13 protein-coding genes and 1 tRNA gene are annotated in these 14,813 nt (G+C 66.6%); 9 read left to right on the plus strand and 5 right to left on the minus strand.

Annotation, left to right across the window (positions count from 1 at the left end; genetic code table 11):
• The first annotated feature begins 122 nt into the window (after positions 1-122).
• The 4 genes from ASG11_RS14515 to ASG11_RS14530 all read left to right on the plus strand — a co-directional run bounded on the left by ASG11_RS14515 (position 123) and on the right by ASG11_RS14530 (position 6,038).
• Positions 123-1,058 (plus strand): D-2-hydroxyacid dehydrogenase, encoded by a 936-nt coding sequence (locus ASG11_RS14515; protein WP_055781631.1) that lies wholly within the window; start codon positions 123-125, stop codon positions 1,056-1,058.
• Between the two features lie 196 nt (positions 1,059-1,254).
• Positions 1,255-2,841, plus strand: coding sequence for a class II 3-deoxy-7-phosphoheptulonate synthase (locus ASG11_RS14520; RefSeq protein ID WP_055781633.1), 1,587 nt, complete (start codon positions 1,255-1,257; stop codon positions 2,839-2,841).
• Positions 2,842-2,952: 111 nt separating this feature from the next.
• Positions 2,953-4,647 carry a DUF1800 domain-containing protein gene (locus tag ASG11_RS14525; protein WP_082472862.1) on the plus strand — a complete coding sequence of 565 codons (1,695 nt, stop codon included), beginning with the start codon at positions 2,953-2,955 and terminating at the stop codon, positions 4,645-4,647.
• A gap of 11 nt (positions 4,648-4,658) precedes the next feature.
• A complete protein-coding gene (locus tag ASG11_RS14530) occupies positions 4,659-6,038 on the plus strand; it encodes a DUF1501 domain-containing protein (RefSeq protein ID WP_055782731.1) in 1,380 nt (459 codons plus the stop codon).
• A 3-nt stretch (positions 6,039-6,041) separates the two neighbouring features.
• Here the strand turns inward: ASG11_RS14530 and ASG11_RS18825 are convergent, their stop codons facing one another.
• Complete coding sequence (locus tag ASG11_RS18825; protein WP_156363823.1) at positions 6,042-6,191, minus strand: lmo0937 family membrane protein; 150 nt, start codon at positions 6,189-6,191, stop codon at positions 6,042-6,044.
• 171 nt (positions 6,192-6,362) lie between these two features.
• Here ASG11_RS18825 and ASG11_RS14535 point away from each other — a divergent pair.
• Positions 6,363-6,437, plus strand: a tRNA-Glu gene (locus tag ASG11_RS14535).
• Between the two features lie 97 nt (positions 6,438-6,534).
• Here the strand turns inward: ASG11_RS14535 and ASG11_RS14540 are convergent.
• Both ASG11_RS14540 and ASG11_RS14545 read right to left on the minus strand, forming a co-directional pair.
• A complete protein-coding gene (locus ASG11_RS14540) occupies positions 6,535-8,400 on the minus strand; it encodes a hypothetical protein (RefSeq protein ID WP_156363824.1) in 1,866 nt (621 codons plus the stop codon).
• An 11-nt stretch (positions 8,401-8,411) separates the two neighbouring features.
• Positions 8,412-8,630, minus strand: coding sequence for a hypothetical protein (locus ASG11_RS14545; protein WP_055781639.1), 219 nt, complete (start codon positions 8,628-8,630; stop codon positions 8,412-8,414).
• 112 nt (positions 8,631-8,742) lie between these two features.
• Between ASG11_RS14545 and ASG11_RS14550 the strand changes: the two genes are divergently transcribed.
• The gene (locus ASG11_RS14550; protein WP_055781642.1) at positions 8,743-9,141 is read left to right on the plus strand and encodes a hypothetical protein; all 399 of its coding nucleotides are present in this window, start codon (positions 8,743-8,745) and stop codon (positions 9,139-9,141) included.
• A 56-nt stretch (positions 9,142-9,197) separates the two neighbouring features.
• On the opposite strand, the gene ASG11_RS14555 is transcribed toward ASG11_RS14550, so the two are convergent.
• Positions 9,198-9,521: a hypothetical protein gene (locus ASG11_RS14555; RefSeq protein WP_055781643.1), complete on the minus strand. Its 324-nt coding sequence runs from the start codon at positions 9,519-9,521 to the stop codon at positions 9,198-9,200.
• A 152-nt stretch (positions 9,522-9,673) separates the two neighbouring features.
• The gene (locus ASG11_RS18830; RefSeq protein ID WP_156363825.1) at positions 9,674-9,823 is read right to left on the minus strand and encodes a hypothetical protein; all 150 of its coding nucleotides are present in this window, start codon (positions 9,821-9,823) and stop codon (positions 9,674-9,676) included.
• A gap of 401 nt (positions 9,824-10,224) precedes the next feature.
• Between ASG11_RS18830 and flhA the strand changes: the two genes are divergently transcribed.
• The 3 genes from flhA to ASG11_RS14580 are packed head-to-tail and all read left to right on the plus strand — an operon-like array spanning position 10,225 to position 14,728.
• Entirely contained in the window at positions 10,225-12,441 is a 2,217-nt protein-coding gene (gene flhA / locus ASG11_RS14570; protein WP_082472863.1) for a flagellar biosynthesis protein FlhA, read from the plus strand.
• Positions 12,442-12,501: 60 nt separating this feature from the next.
• Positions 12,502-14,046 (plus strand): flagellar hook-length control protein FliK, encoded by a 1,545-nt coding sequence (locus ASG11_RS14575; protein WP_055781651.1) that lies wholly within the window; start codon positions 12,502-12,504, stop codon positions 14,044-14,046.
• A 10-nt stretch (positions 14,047-14,056) separates the two neighbouring features.
• Entirely contained in the window at positions 14,057-14,728 is a 672-nt protein-coding gene (locus ASG11_RS14580) for a flagellar hook assembly protein FlgD (RefSeq protein WP_055781653.1), read from the plus strand.
• Positions 14,729-14,813 lie beyond the last annotated feature (85 nt).

Here is a 14,813-nt window from a genome sequence, read left to right on the forward strand (position 1 = left end):
GGCTGACGAAAAGGCAGTCTTGCCCGATATGCTTTGGGCAAGCCCTCGGTCATTGCTGTTATCTGCTTTCCGCTCCCCTCGCGCCGCTGGACGCGCCGCCCGCGGAGGATTAGCTCAGTCCCATGAAAGCTCTGTTCCCCGCCACCGCCCGCCCGCTGCTCGAACCGCATTTGCCCGCCGGGCTGGAGGTGTCGTGGTTCGCCGATCACGAGGAGGCGAACGCGATGGTCGGCGAGGCGGAGATCGCCTGGGTCGATCAGATGCGGCCGCAATGGACCGCCGAGACGGTCGCGCGGGGCGTGAAGCTGAAATGGCTGAGCACGATCTATGCGGGGATCGATTCCTTTCCGATCGCCGATTTGAAAGCGCGCGGCACGATCCTGACCAATGGTGCCGGGATCAATGCGATCGCGGTGGCGGAATATGCCGTGATGGGCGTGCTGGCCGCCGCCAAGCGCTTCGACGAGGTGGTGCGGATCGCCGATCGCCAGGAATGGCCGAGCGACGCGCCCGGCAAGATCGAACTGTTCGAGACCAGCGCGCTGATCGTCGGCATGGGCACGATCGGCCGGATGATCGCGGATCGGCTGACCGCGTTCGGCGTGACGGTGACCGGCGTGACGCGCAGCGGGCGCGAGGGCACGCTGACGCCCGATCAGTGGCAGGCCAAGCTCGGCGCGTTCGACTGGGTGATTCTGGCGGCGCCCTCGACCGACGCGACCAAGGCGATGATAGGCGCGGGCGAGCTGACGGCGATGAAGCCGACCGCCTGGCTGATCAACATCGCGCGGGGCGACATGGTCGATCAGGACGCGCTGATCGCGGCGCTGGCGACGCAGCGGATTGCTGGCGCCTTTCTCGACACGGTGCATCCCGAACCGCTGCCCGCCGACGATCCGCTCTGGAATGCGCCCAACGTGATCCACTCGATGCATCTGTCGGGCCGTAGCCAGACCAAGATGTTCCAGCGCGCCGGCGCGCTGTTCCTGGAGAATTTGCGGGCGTTCCTTTCCGGCGAGCCGATGAAGAACATGGTGGATCTCGACGCGGGATACTGAAGCGCTCCGTCCGTACGCCGTCATCCTCAACTGGCTTCAGGATCCAACGTGCCTCACTGGCGATCGCCTGACAGGCGCAGTGGATCCTGACCTTCGTCAGGATGACGGCGGTTGAGGAAGCGGGTTGATCAATCAATTTACCCCATCCGGGAAATTGCGTATTGCCCGTGTTACCCTGACTGGGTAAGAGTCGCGTATGACGACGCTCGCAGGTATCAAGATCAAGCGTTTCCGCGACGAACGCAGCCTCAGCCGGGCGGCGTTCGGCGCGTGGTACGATGCGCCGGGCAGCACGGTGCAGGGCTGGGAGGAGGACGGCAAGCGCGCCAACTCCCCGGTCGTCAACCAGATCGCCGCGAACGGCATCGCCACGCACGCCGACTGGTACATCAACATTCGCACGGAGAACGACATGACGACCTGGGCTCCCGACAGCTGGACCAAGGCCGAGGCGCGGCAATTGCCGACCTACCCCGATGCCGCCGCTTTGGATGCCGCGACGGATGCGCTTGCCTCCTATCCGCCGCTCGTCTTCGCGGGAGAGGCGCGCAACCTGACCACCGATCTCGCCAAGGTCTCGCGTGGCGAGGCGTTCCTGTTGCAGGGCGGCGATTGCGCGGAAAGCTTCGCCGAGCACAGCGCCAACAACATCCGCGACACCTTTCGCGTGCTGCTGCAGATGGCCGTCGTCCTAACCTTCGCGTCCAAGCTGCCGGTAGTGAAGCTGGGCCGCATGGCGGGCCAGTTCGCCAAGCCGCGGTCTGCCGACATGGAGACCGAGAACGGCGTCGCACTGCCGAGCTATCGCGGCGACATCGTCAACGACATCGCCTTCACCCCGGAAGGCCGCACGCCCGATCCGCAGCGCATGATCCGCGCCTATAGCCAGAGCGCCGCGACGCTGAACCTGCTGCGCGCCTTCGCCACCGGCGGCTATGCGAACCTGCATCAGGTGCATCGCTGGACGCACGACTTCATGGGCCGTTCGCCCTGGACCAAGAAATACACCGAAACCGCCGACCGGATCGGAGAGGCGCTCGATTTCATGGAGGCGTGCGGGATCAGCCCGGAAACGGTGCCCCAGCTGAGCCAGACGCAATTCTACACCAGCCACGAGGCGCTGTTGCTGCGCTACGAACAGGCGCTGACGCGGCAGGATTCGCTGACCGGCGATTGGTACGACACCAGCGCGCACATGCTGTGGATCGGCGATCGCACCCGGTTCGAGGGCAGCGCGCATGTCGAATATCTGCGCGGCATCGGCAACCCGATCGGCATGAAGTGCGGCCCGAGCCTGGAGCCGGACGAACTGCTGCGCCTGCTCGATACGCTCAACCCGAACCGCGTGCCGGGCCGCATGACGCTGATCACGCGCTATGGCCACGACAAGATCGAAACCGGCCTGCCCAAGCTGGTGCGCGCCGTATTGCGCGAAGGCCACCCGGTGGTGTGGAGTTGCGACCCGATGCACGGCAACGTCGTGAAGGCCGCCAACGGATACAAGACGCGGCCGTTCGATCGCATCCTGGCCGAGGTGCGCGGCTTCTTCGCCGTGCACCGTGCGGAAGGCTCGATCGCCGGTGGCATCCATGCCGAGATGACCGGGCAGAATGTCACCGAATGCACCGGCGGCGCGGTGGACGTGACCGAACAGTCGCTCGCCGACCGCTACCACACGCATTGCGACCCGCGCCTGAACGCCGGGCAGAGCCTGGAACTGGCGTTCCTGCTGGCCGAGATGCTCAACGTTGAAATGGCCGAGCGGCGGCGGGTAGCGGCCTAATATTCGTCCTCTCATCTTGCGGTTCACGTCACTGATCGCAGCTTAACCAGCAAGCTATTGTCCTTATTAAGGAATTAGCGCAACGTTGGTGCGGGGATCGGGGACGGGGACATGGAGCGGGTTCAGGGGTTCGAGCGACCAATCGCGGCCGAGGACGATGCGTCGGCGCCGGTGATCGTCGCGCGCGATATCGGCGTGATCGTGGGCGGCGCGGCGACGCTGGCCGCGTGTGGCGGGGGCGGTTCCTCGGCACCCACGCCCACCCCGACCGCGACGCCCACGCCCACCGCCGCGATCACCAGCGCGCAGGCGAGCCGCTTTCTCGCGCAAGCGACGATGGGCGCGACCAAGACGATGATCGCCGAGGTCGTCTCCAGCGGCTATGCCGGCTGGATCAGCGCGCAGATGGCCCTGCCCCGCGCGACCTCGCACTGGGAGTGGCTGACCGCGAACGGCTATGCCGCCGCGGCCAACATCAATTCCACTGCCGGCTTCGACCCGACCGTATGGCGGCAGGCGATCGTCGAGCCCGATCAGTTGCGCCAGCGTGTCGGGATGGCGTTGCTCGACATGCTGGTGGTCGGGATCGACGGTTTGACGCTCAACTGGAAGCAGTTCGCTGCCGCCGGCTATATCGACGTGCTGCTCGACAATGCGTTCGGCAATTACCGCACCTTGCTCGACGCGATCACCACCAACGCGGCGATGGCCTCGTTCCTCACCTTTCTCGGCAATCGCAAGGCCAATGCGACGACCGGCGCGCAGCCGGACGAGAATTACGCGCGCGAGCTAATGCAGTTGTTCACGCTCGGCCTGTACCAGCTCAACATCGACGGCAGCGTCAAGATGTCGGCGGGCGTGCCGCTGGAGACCTATACGCCGGCGGACGTGTCGCAACTGGCGCGCGTGTTCACCGGGCTGAGCCTGGCGACCAATGTCTCGACCACGCCGGACCGATACCGCGTGCCGCTGGTGATGAACGCCGCGATCAACGAGACGGGCAGCGCGACCTTTCTTGGCGCGACCGTCAGCGGCGGCGGGATGGCGGCGATCAAGGTGGCGCTCGACACGATCTTCGCGCACCCGAACCTGCCGCCGTTCGTGTCGAAGCAGCTGATCCAGCACCTCGTCACCAGCAACCCTTCGGCGGGGTATGTCGGGCGGGTGGCCAATGTCTTCGCCGACAACGGATCGGGCGTGCGCGGCGACATGAAGGCGGTGATCCGTTCGATCCTGCTCGACACCGAAGCCCGCGCCGATGCGAACCTGACCAGCACCACCGCCGGCAAGTTGCGCGAACCGGTGATGCGGCTGACCGGCTGGGCGCGCGCGTTCGGCGCGACCTCGCCGTCCAATGCCTGGGCGATCGGCGATACGAGCAGCAGCAGCACGCGGCTCGGCCAGTCGATCGGGCGCAGCCAAACGGTGTTCAACTATTTCCGGCCCGGCTACTCGCCGCCCAACACCGCGATCTCGAGCGCCGGTCTCCTCGCGCCGGAGTTCCAGATCACCAACGAACTTTCGGTCGTCGCGTACATAAACTACATGTCCGCGCTGATCTCCAACGGCACCGGAGACGTCAAGGCCGACTATACGGACATCCTCACCAAGGCGAGCGACAGCGCCGCTCTGGTGGACGAGATCAATATGGTGCTGGCGGCCGGGCAATTGAGCGCGGCGACGGTCACCGCGATCCGTGCGGCGGTGGACAGCATCTCCGCCGCGACCGCCGCGGGGCAGCTCAACCGGGTCTATGTCGCGATCCTGACGACGCTCGCCTCGACCGACTATCTGACGCTCAAGTGAAGGACGCCGGGATGACCCAGGATCAATCGCGCCGCGCCTTCCTAAAGCGCAGCACCGCCTTGGGGCTGGCCGGTGTGGCGACGCCGTTCGTCACCAGCCTGGGCGCGATCGGCGAGGCGGCGGCGGCGACCGCGACCGATTACAAGGCGTTGGTGTGCATCTTCCTGTATGGCGGCAACGATTACGCCAACACGCTGCCGCCCTATGATGCGGCGAGCTATGCGCAATATCTCGCGGCGCGATCGAACATCGCGCACACGCGGGCGTCGCTCGCGGCGACCGTGCTGACACCGAGCGTCGCGCTGGCCGGCGGCCGGCAATATGCGATGGCCCCGACGATGGGGCCGATGGCGCAGCTGTTCGCGGCCGGCAAGACGGCGGTGGTGCTGAACGTCGGCACGCTGGTGCAGCCGACGACCAAGGCACAATATTCCGCCAATTCGGTCAAGTTGCCGCCGAAACTGTTCAGCCACAACGATCAGCAGAGCTATTTCCAGGCGAGCAATCCGGAGGGCGCGACCTCCGGCTGGGGCGGGCGGATCGGCGATCTGTTCCAGAGCGGCAATGGCAGCTCCACGCTCACCTGCATCAATGCCAGCGGCAACGCCGTATACCTAACCGGCAAGACCGCCGTGCAATATGCGATCAGCACCAGCGGTCCGGTGGCATTGTTGAACAACGCGTCTTCGATCTACGGATCGGCGACCGCGGCGAGCACGCTGCGCAGCCTGATGACCGGCAGTTCGAGCCATCTGATCGCCAACGAGCATGCCAAGGTCAGCAAGCGTGCGCTCGACACCTATGCCCAGGTCAACACCGCCCTGGGCGGTGCGCCCGCGGCCAACTTCCCGCTCTTCCCGACCGGCAACAGTCTGGCCGACCAGTTGAAGGTCGTGGCGCGAATGATATCGGTATCGCAGGAACTGGGTGCGAAACGGCAGGTGTTCTTCGTATCGCTCGGCGGGTTCGACATGCACGACGCGTTGGTCGCCAATCATCCGAAACAGATCGGGCTGGTCGCCGATGCGATCAAGGCCTTCTACGATACGACGGTGGCGCTCGGCATCGCCGACAAGGTCACGAGCTTCACCGCCTCCGATTTCGGCCGCACGCTGCAATCGAACGATGACGGCTCCGACCACGGCTGGGGCGGGATGCATTTCGTCACGGGCGGTGCTGTCGCCGGGCAGCGCTTCTACGGTACGCCGCCGGCGATCGGCAACAACACTCCGGACGATGTCGGCCAGGGGCGTCTTCTGCCGACCATATCGGTCGATCAATATGCCGCCACGCTGGCCGGATGGTTCGGGGTCAGCCCCGGCAACATGGCGACGGTGTTGCCCAACATCGGCAACTACAATCCGTCGACATGGAACCTGGGCTTCGTCTGAGGGCTAGACCGCCTTGCGACCGGTGATCAGACGGAACAGCACGACGACGACGGCGATGACCAGCAGCAGATGGATCAATCCGCCCGCGACGTGGAAGACACCGAAGCCGAGTACCCAAAGTACCAGCAGAATTACCGCGATCGTCCAAAGCATCGATTGTTCCTCTTCCACCTTCCGGCGACCGTCCGAAGACGACGCCTTGCCCGAAACTTCAGGGCATTCCCGCGACGCAAACGAGCATCGGGCGCGGATGGTTCCGCCTGCGAAACCAAGACCCGCTTGACGCCCGCGTCCGTGGCCCGTAGTGCGCTCGCTTCCCGCTTCGGCCCCTTCGTCTAGCGGTTAGGACGACGCCCTCTCACGGCGTAAGCACGAGTTCGATTCTCGTAGGGGTCACCAGCGGTTTCAGATATTCCAGCGGCCAGGTTCGAATAAGGGTCGGACTATTCGACGGCGGGTTCGCGTATCGGCTGTCGATCGGCGCTATCGACCGAGGTCAGCCCGAAGCGGACGTCTCGGCGCGCGATGCCATCGCGGCCTGGCCGGCGTCCATCATGTCACCGATCGCCCCGATCGGGCTTGCCGTCGGCATCGCGCCCATCGCTCGGGTCAGCGCCGCCGGATCGACCTTGTCGGGATTGCCCGCCAGCAGTTCGAACGCGGCCCCGGCAGGAAGCCCCATGAACCCGCGGGCATAACGCCGATGCAGACGCTCCAGCGCATCGCTATGGCCGAGCATCGCGGAGCTGATCGCCTGACGCAGGACGATCGCCTGCCCCACCTCGGTCAACTGCCCCGGGGGCGGCAACAGTGCCGTGCCGACCGCCTCCAGGCGCGCCCAATCATGCGCCCGCCAATAGATTTCGGCGCTTATCGCGAGCCCATCCGGCACATCGTCCAGCACCGCCAGCGCCTCGCGGCTCTTGCCCAGCAACGTCAGCCCGACCGCTTCGAGCCGTCCGCGCTGCGCGGTCAGGTCGGCGGAATACGCGACATCGTCGGTTTCCCGGATCGCGCGGATCGCGGCCGCCGGATCACCGGCCAGTATGCGCAGACCGGCGATCCGGATCGACAGCGGCCCCTGCTCGACGTCGCGGGCGGTTACTAGGCGATGATCGAGCAGATCGGCGGCGCGGGCGTAGAGGCCGGCCGCCTGCAGCCGCGCGACCAGCATCTCGGCCAGGCGCAAACCCGCGATCCCGCCGGGCGCGAAATCGCGATAGTCCCAGAACAGCCCCACCGCGCGGGTCAACGGCATGGCCGAGCCGGGTGCCAGCAGTACGGCCAGCCGCGACCGGAGCCTCTCCACGAGCGGCCCGGCGTCCGCCCCGAGATCGAAATAGCGCGTCAGGATCGACCCTGCCCCCAATTCGCGGGTCGCATCCTGCGTCTGCTCGCCCAGCCGCATCGAGAGCGACAAGGCACGCCGCTCGATCGCGCCGCCGCGCCAGCCGATCAACAGGACGTCGAGCCGCTTCAGCGCTTCGGGGACCGGCAGCGTGCGCTTCGCCAGACCGTCCTCGATCGTGACCAAGGCGGCTTCCGCGCGCTCCTCCGGGCGACCCGAAAGATCGACGCGGGCGAGCCGCAACCGCCCCTCCTGCGCCAAGCCGAGCGCGAGATCGGCCTTGCCGCGCAGCACATTGGCGGTCGTGTTCTGATCCGGCAGCCTGGCGAGCAGGATCAGCGCATCCCGATGGCGACCGGAATCGGTGGCAGCGCGCGCCGCGGCCAGAATGAACGGGGTGCGCGCCGCGCCGCGCCGGGCGTTCAGGGCCGGCAGCGCACAGTTGAAATCGGCCAGCGCGGCCTGCGCCTCCCCGCGATCGGAAAGCGCCTTCATGCGCCAGAGGCAGGCTTCGGGATCGCGCGCCAAACCGGGCTGACGCAATGCCGCGATGCCGCCGACCAGATGCCAGGCCTGGATCTGCGCGACTCCGCTCGCGCGCTGCCATGCCGGCACCAGTGCCAGATCCGGATCGTCCGCGATCATCACGTCCAGCACGCCGATCGCATCCGCGCCACGGGCCGTGGCGATCAGGCTCTTGACGTAGAGCCAGCGCGCCGCCTGACGATCGGCGGACGCGGCGACGGCGATGGCGTGCCAGGCATCGGCATCGGGCATAGCGCGCCAAGCCTCGGACGCCGGCCCGATCGGCTGGTCGGCCAACCAGGCCGCGAACCCCGGAATGCGGGCGAAGGGCGCGGGGCCGGCCTCGGCTTGCGCCGCGCCCGGGATCGGCGGCAGGGGTGCCGGCGACGACGAAGTCGAATTCGAATGCGCAGTCGGTACCGATTGCGGGGAAGACGGTCGCGGCGACAGGGCACCGGCGGTCGACGCTGCGGCCAGAACCGCGCTCATCACGAGCGCGATCATGCCGGCAGGAAGAGTTCGGTGGCCACGGCGCAGCCGATCGCTGCCAGCTGAAACAGAATGACCAGCATCATCCAGCCACCCCGCGTCGATTTGCGCGCCGCAGCCGCCGTCGCGACATCGATGATGACCGCCGGTCCATCATGACGGCGGCGGCGCTGCACGTCCGCCCCGGTTTTCAGAACCCGGACGCGTCCCGGCTTACGATCGTGGCTCATCGCGCTCCACCTTGTCCCAACTCGTCCTATTATAGGAGGGTTCGCCGACGATCCGGCGGCACGTCCGACGCCGACCCGAACATCCTCGCCCTACTGTGGAGACCCTTCGCCGATGCGCCGGCCCTTGTATCTTGCCGCGACCGCGATCGCTCTCGCGCAGGGCAGCACGGCCGACGCCAGCGAAGGCGCCGCCGGGCCGGCCTTCGTGCCGATGGCGGAAATCGTCGTGCCGATCGTCGACGGCGCGCAGGCTTATGGCCGTTTGCGCATCAAACTGGTCCTGTTGGCGCATGATGCCGCATCGGTCGCGCCGATCCAGGCGCAGATGCCGGCGATGCGAGAGACCGCGCTGATCGCCGCGGCCGAGTTCGCCCGGCTCCACGCATCGCCGTTCGCGCCGATCGATGCCCGTCGTCTGGCGCAGGCAATCTCGACCGCGATGATCGCGCAGGGCAAAGACCACCTCTTCACGCGCGTATTGCTGGTCGGCGTGTTCGCCGAGCGGAGCTGAGCCGAGCGATCGCCCTGTCTCGACCGACCAAACCGAGCCGTCGCGGCCCGCAGGGTTCAGCGCGCGATGGCCATCCGGTCGCGCAACGTCTGGGCCGCCGGCAGCATGTCGGCGGACTGCACCGCTTTCCCGTCCAACTGGGCAACGGTGATCGTGGTCGCCTCGATCGCGCCGCTGCGGCGCGCGATCGTATCGAACAACATCGCGGCACAGGCCGCAGCGTCCGGATCGTCGCGCGGACCGAGCGTTTCCACGATCTCCTCCTCCGTCATCGCGTGCACGGTGGCGGACTCCAGTGCGGCGGCATCCCAGAGACACGCCATGTCGGCCAGCGTGAGTTCGAACAGCACACGCACTTTCCCATCCTGATCGTGGATCATGTTTTGCCCCCCGAGCAAAATGGGGCCATAACGGCCCAGTACGTGTGCATTTGCCATCAGCAAGGCACACCAGTATTTTCAGGAGAATTGATATATGTCATAACGAAATGATCATTTCTTTATATTTCACCGCCATGTCCATCATCGTAGACTCAGGACGGAAAGCCGTGTGGCCGAGCCTTGTTTTTCAGGATTTCGAGCGCGTTGTTGACGTGGATCGCCGCCTCGTCCTTCCCGGCCCGATCGAGTTGGGCGAGCGCGCGTGCCAGCAGCCAGTGCGTGAGTTTTTCCGGAGCTGACAACGAAATTCCTATCACAATCAACTCCGCCGCACCGACAAGGTGCTAAGATCGAACGAGCGATATCGATGCCAAAAGATATCGGACCGACCAAAGAGGCTTGGGCGTCGTGAAAAGCATACGGACAAAAGTCTGCGAGCGAAGACGTGCAGTAGGCTGCAAGTCATATACATTGGTATATCATATGACATGATGCACGAGATGTTCACGGACCTTTGCCAATCGATCGACCGGCAGGCGCGGCGTGATCGCCAGCCTGTTCCAAGCATGAAATTCGTACCGGTCTTTCTTTGCGGAGAGGACGCCGTCGATCAGCGTCCAGGCCGGCGAGCCAGTCTCACCACACCATACTTCACGGCGACGATCTCGCCGCGCACCGACATCAAGGCTCAGGATATAGCGACATGCCGATACTAGGCCGCGTGATCGTCGTGGATGACGATATCGACATGCGTACCGCCGTGGTCGACCTGCTGTCGTCTGCTGGCCACGAGGTTCGCGCGTTCGGCACGGCCGAGCGCGGACGCGACGCCGCGCTGCTCGATCCGCCGCATTGCTTCGTGCTGGATATCCGCATGCCCGGAATGGGCGGGCTGGCGTTGCAACGCGAACTCGCGCACCTCGGCATGCTGATCCTGCCGATGCCGGGCTGGATGCTCGATCTCGGCCTGGCCCTGTCGATCACGCTGTCGGTGATGATCCTGATGACGGCGCTGTTCATCGAAAAACCGCTGCAGCTGTCCGCCTTTCCGACGATCCTGCTGATCTCCACGATGCTGCGGCTCGGCCTGAACCTCGCCTCGACCCGACTGATCCTGGGCCATGGGCATGAGGGACCGGAGGCGGCCGGCGGCGTGATCGCGGCGTTCGGCGAATTCCTGATCGGTGGCGATACCGTCATCGGCCTGACGATCTTCGCGATCCTGATCGTCATCAACTTCGTCGTCATCACCAAGGGCGCGGGCCGCATCGCCGAAGTCGCGGCGCGCTTCAGCCTCGATTCCATGCCCGGCAAGCAGATGGCGATCGATGCCGATCTGAGCGCCGGCACGATCGACGAGACCCAGGCCAAGGCACGCCGCGCCGACGTGGAGGCGGAAAGCGGCTTTTACGGCGCGATGGACGGTGCCTCCAAGTTCGTGAAGGGCGACGCGGTCGCCGCCTTGCTCATCACCGCGATCAACGTCCTGGTCGGGCTCATCATCGGCGTCGCCGAACACGGCGTGCCGTTCGCCGAAGCGTTCCACACCTATACCCTGCTGACCGTCGGCGACGGCATGGTCAGCCAGATTCCGGCGCTGATCGTATCGACCGCCGCCGGCCTGATGGTCTCCAAGGGCGGGGTTGCCGGCAAGACGGGCGCGGCGCTGGGCGAACAGCTCGGCCGTTATCCCAAGGCGTTCGGCATGGTGTCCGCGCTGATGGGCGCGCTGGCGCTGCTGCCGGGGCTGCCCTTCTGGCCGTTCGCGATCTTCGCCGGGCTCAGCGGCTGGACCGCCTGGCATCTGAGCAAGACCGCCGCCGCGAAGATCGCCAAGACCGCCGCCGACGAGGCGATGGCCGTCGCCGCCGAGCCTGTCGCCGAGGAGCCGATCTCCCGCACGCTCGCGATCGACGCGATCCGGATCGAGATCGGCTACGGCTTGCTGCCGATCATCAACGATGCGCAGCGCGAGCCTCGCCTCGACGATCAGGTCCGCGCGCTGCGCCGCCAGATGGCGACCGATTACGGCTTCGTGCTGCCCTCGGTGCGGATCATCGACAATATGGGGCTGAAGCCGAGCGAGTATGTCGTGTTCGTCAAGGAGACCGAGGCGGCGCGCGGCGAGATCCGGCTCGATCGCCTGCTCGTCATCAATCCCGAAGGCGGCCCGCTCGCGCTGCCGGGCGAGGAGACGCGCGAGCCGGTGTTCAACCTGCCCGCTCTGTGGATCGACCGCGAACTGCGCGACGAGGCCGGCTTGCGCGGCCTCACCGTGGTCGATTGTGGGACGATCATCACCACGCACCTGACCGAATTGGTGAAGGACAATATCGCCGATTTCCTGAGCTATACCGAGACGCAGAAATTGCTGAACGAGGTGCACAAGGATTCGGAAAAGCTCGTCGCGGACATCATCCCGGCCAAGATCAGCGTCTCGGGCGTGCAGCGCATCCTGCAGAACCTGCTGTCCGAAGGCATCTCGATCCGCGACGTGCCGACGATCCTGGAGGGCATCGCGGAGGCGGCACCGCTGACGCACAGCCTGACGCAGATCACCGAGCACGTCCGCGGTCGCCTCGCGCGGCAGATCTCCGCCCAGCAGGCGCGCGACGGCGCGATCCCGATCATCACCCTGTCGGGCGCGTGGGACGAGGCGTTCGCGAACAGCATTGTCGGCGAAGGCGAGGACCGGCAGCTGGCGATGGCACCTTCCGCCCTGCAAAGCTTCCTCGCGGCGGTGCGCGACACGCTCGACCGGCTGGCGGGCGAGGGCGAAATCCCCTGCCTGCTCACCAATCCCTCGATCCGTCCGTTCGTCCGCTCGATCATCGAACGCGTGCGTCCGGCGACGGTGGTGCTGTCGCAGAACGAAATCCATGCCCGCGCGCGCATTCGCTCGCTCGGCACGATCGGCTGATCCCGCCATCGCCTATAATGCAACGGCATGCCTTTGCGCATTCGCCCGGAAAGGAACTGCATGACCTCGGTCGCCGCCAGCATGTTCGCGTCGTACACGACATCGCCTTCACCCGGCGGCGGTGACGTGGGCGCGCAGCCTGACACGGACGCGTTCGGTGCCATGGTCGGCGTCGCCGCGACCGCACCATCCGGCGCGACCGCCGTGCCGACGAGCGAGGGAAAGCTGCCGTTCACGGCACTGGCCTCCCTGCTCGCCACGGCGGCGGTCGAGCCGGCTGTAGCAGCCGAGATGTCCGCCCCGGCCCCGACCGCACCAGCCTCGATCGTCGCGCCGGACGTTTCGGCCGTGTCGACGCCGCTCACCCGTCCGGATCCCGAGCCCAATATCCTCGTCGTTCAGCCGGCGACCAGTTCCGCAGTCGCCAGCGCGAAGCCGCCGATCATCGCGGAGGCACCCGATATGCCGCCGACCGTCTGTCCAGCCGCGCCCGACGCTCCGACCGAACCGAAAGGCGCGAGCAAGGAGGTGCCGCTGCCACCAGCGCAGCCGCTGCCCGGCAACCGCAAACCCGAAACTCCGCCGATCATCAGCACGCTCGCGCCACCCGCACCGTCGCCGGATCCGATCGGCGATGCCACCGCGCACGCGGCGGAACAGGCCAAAGAGCAGAAATCGCAAGCCCTCGAGCCCCAGACCGACGCGCCGAAGGTGGAGCAGGCGGCGGACGATGTGCCGCCGCCGACCAAGCCCGACCTGCCCGCGATCCTCGTCCTCCCCGCCAGCGTCATCGCCCCCGTCGCACCTGCCGCGCCCACGCCAGTGGCGGACCAGCCGGCGTCCGCCCTCGACACAAGGACCGAAGCGACCTCCCCCGCCCGTACTTTCGGTCCAGACCTTACGCGCACCGCCGGCCCGACCGCGTTGGTCCGCGAGCAGGTGGTCCCGGTGCAAGCTCGTGACGGCAGGTCCGATCCCAACCAGGGCGAAGACAAACCGTCCCCGTCGCGGCATGCCGCGCTCTCCGGCAAGGCCGCCGAGAGCGCGGCCGTGCGTGAGGCGACACCGCCCTTCACACCGGCCACGCCCGTTCCGGCCGCCACGCCGCCCGCCACCGCCGAGATCGCCAAGGCCCCCATCGCCACGATCGCCGCCCAACCGGGACGGATCGGCCAGGAACTGGGTATCGCCATCGCCCATCATGTCGCCGGCGGAAACGCCGCGACCGGCGGGGGCGAGACGATCACGCTACGGCTCAACCCGGTCGATATGGGCCGGATCGAGGTGAAGCTGTCGTTCGACGATAGCGGCACGCTGCGCGCGGTGGTTTCGGCGGACAATCCCGTCGCGCTCGACATGCTGCGCCGCGACGGTGCCGATCTCGGCCGCGCATTGACAGATGCCGGGGTCCGCGCCGACGCCCAGACCTTGCGTTTCGACACGCGGTCCGGCGGGGGTCAGCATGGCGGCCATAGCGGTCGCCCGGGCGACGACACTCCGCAATGGCAGCGCCAGTCGAACGACGCCGTTGCCGACACCACCGACGACATCATCGCCCCCTATCGTCCGCTGCGCACCCGCGGCGGGATCGACATGGTCGCCTGAGGAGACTGACATGGCCACGACCACAGCAACCACCACCACCTCCGCCTCCGCCGCCACCGCCACGTCCGCCAGCAGCGTCGCGCAGAAGCAGACCGCGGTCGATTTCGACCTGTTCCTGAAGCTGCTGACGACGCAGATGCAGAATCAGGATCCGTTGAAGCCGATGGATTCGACCGAATATACGCAGCAGCTCGCGCAATTCACCCAGGTGCAGCAGACGGTGAAGCAGTCCGGCACGCTGGACGATATCCTCGCCCAGCTGACCACGCAGAACGTCGCGCAGGCCTCAAGCTTCATCGGCAAGACCGCGCAGTTCGATTCGGCCATCGCCGGCCTATCCGCCGACAAGCCGGCGCAGTGGAACTACAGCGCGAGCGCCCCAATCACCGGGCTGACCGCCACGATCACCGATGCGACCGGGCGCACGGTCGCCACCAGCACGATCACGCCCGACCAGACGGGCGATTTCAGCTGGGACGGCAAGCTGGCGAACGGCACGCAGGCCGCGGACGGTGCCTATACGCTCGCGTTGAGCGGAACGACCGAAAGCGGTGCCACCGTGCCGATCGCGATCACCACCAGCGGCCGGGTCGACGAGGTGATCGGCGGCAGCGGATCGGTCACGCTCGGCGTCAACGGCGTGCAGATTCCGATGGCCAAGCTGCTCAAATTGCAGGGTTGAGCATGTTCGGCGCGGCTTCGCGATCAGACAAGCGATTGCCGTAGCCCGCCCACGCGCATATCGCATCGGACGATCATGAAAGAGG

It is taken from the genome of Sphingomonas sp. Leaf357 (assembly GCF_001423845.1).
Classification (GTDB): Bacteria; Pseudomonadota; Alphaproteobacteria; order Sphingomonadales; family Sphingomonadaceae; genus Sphingomonas.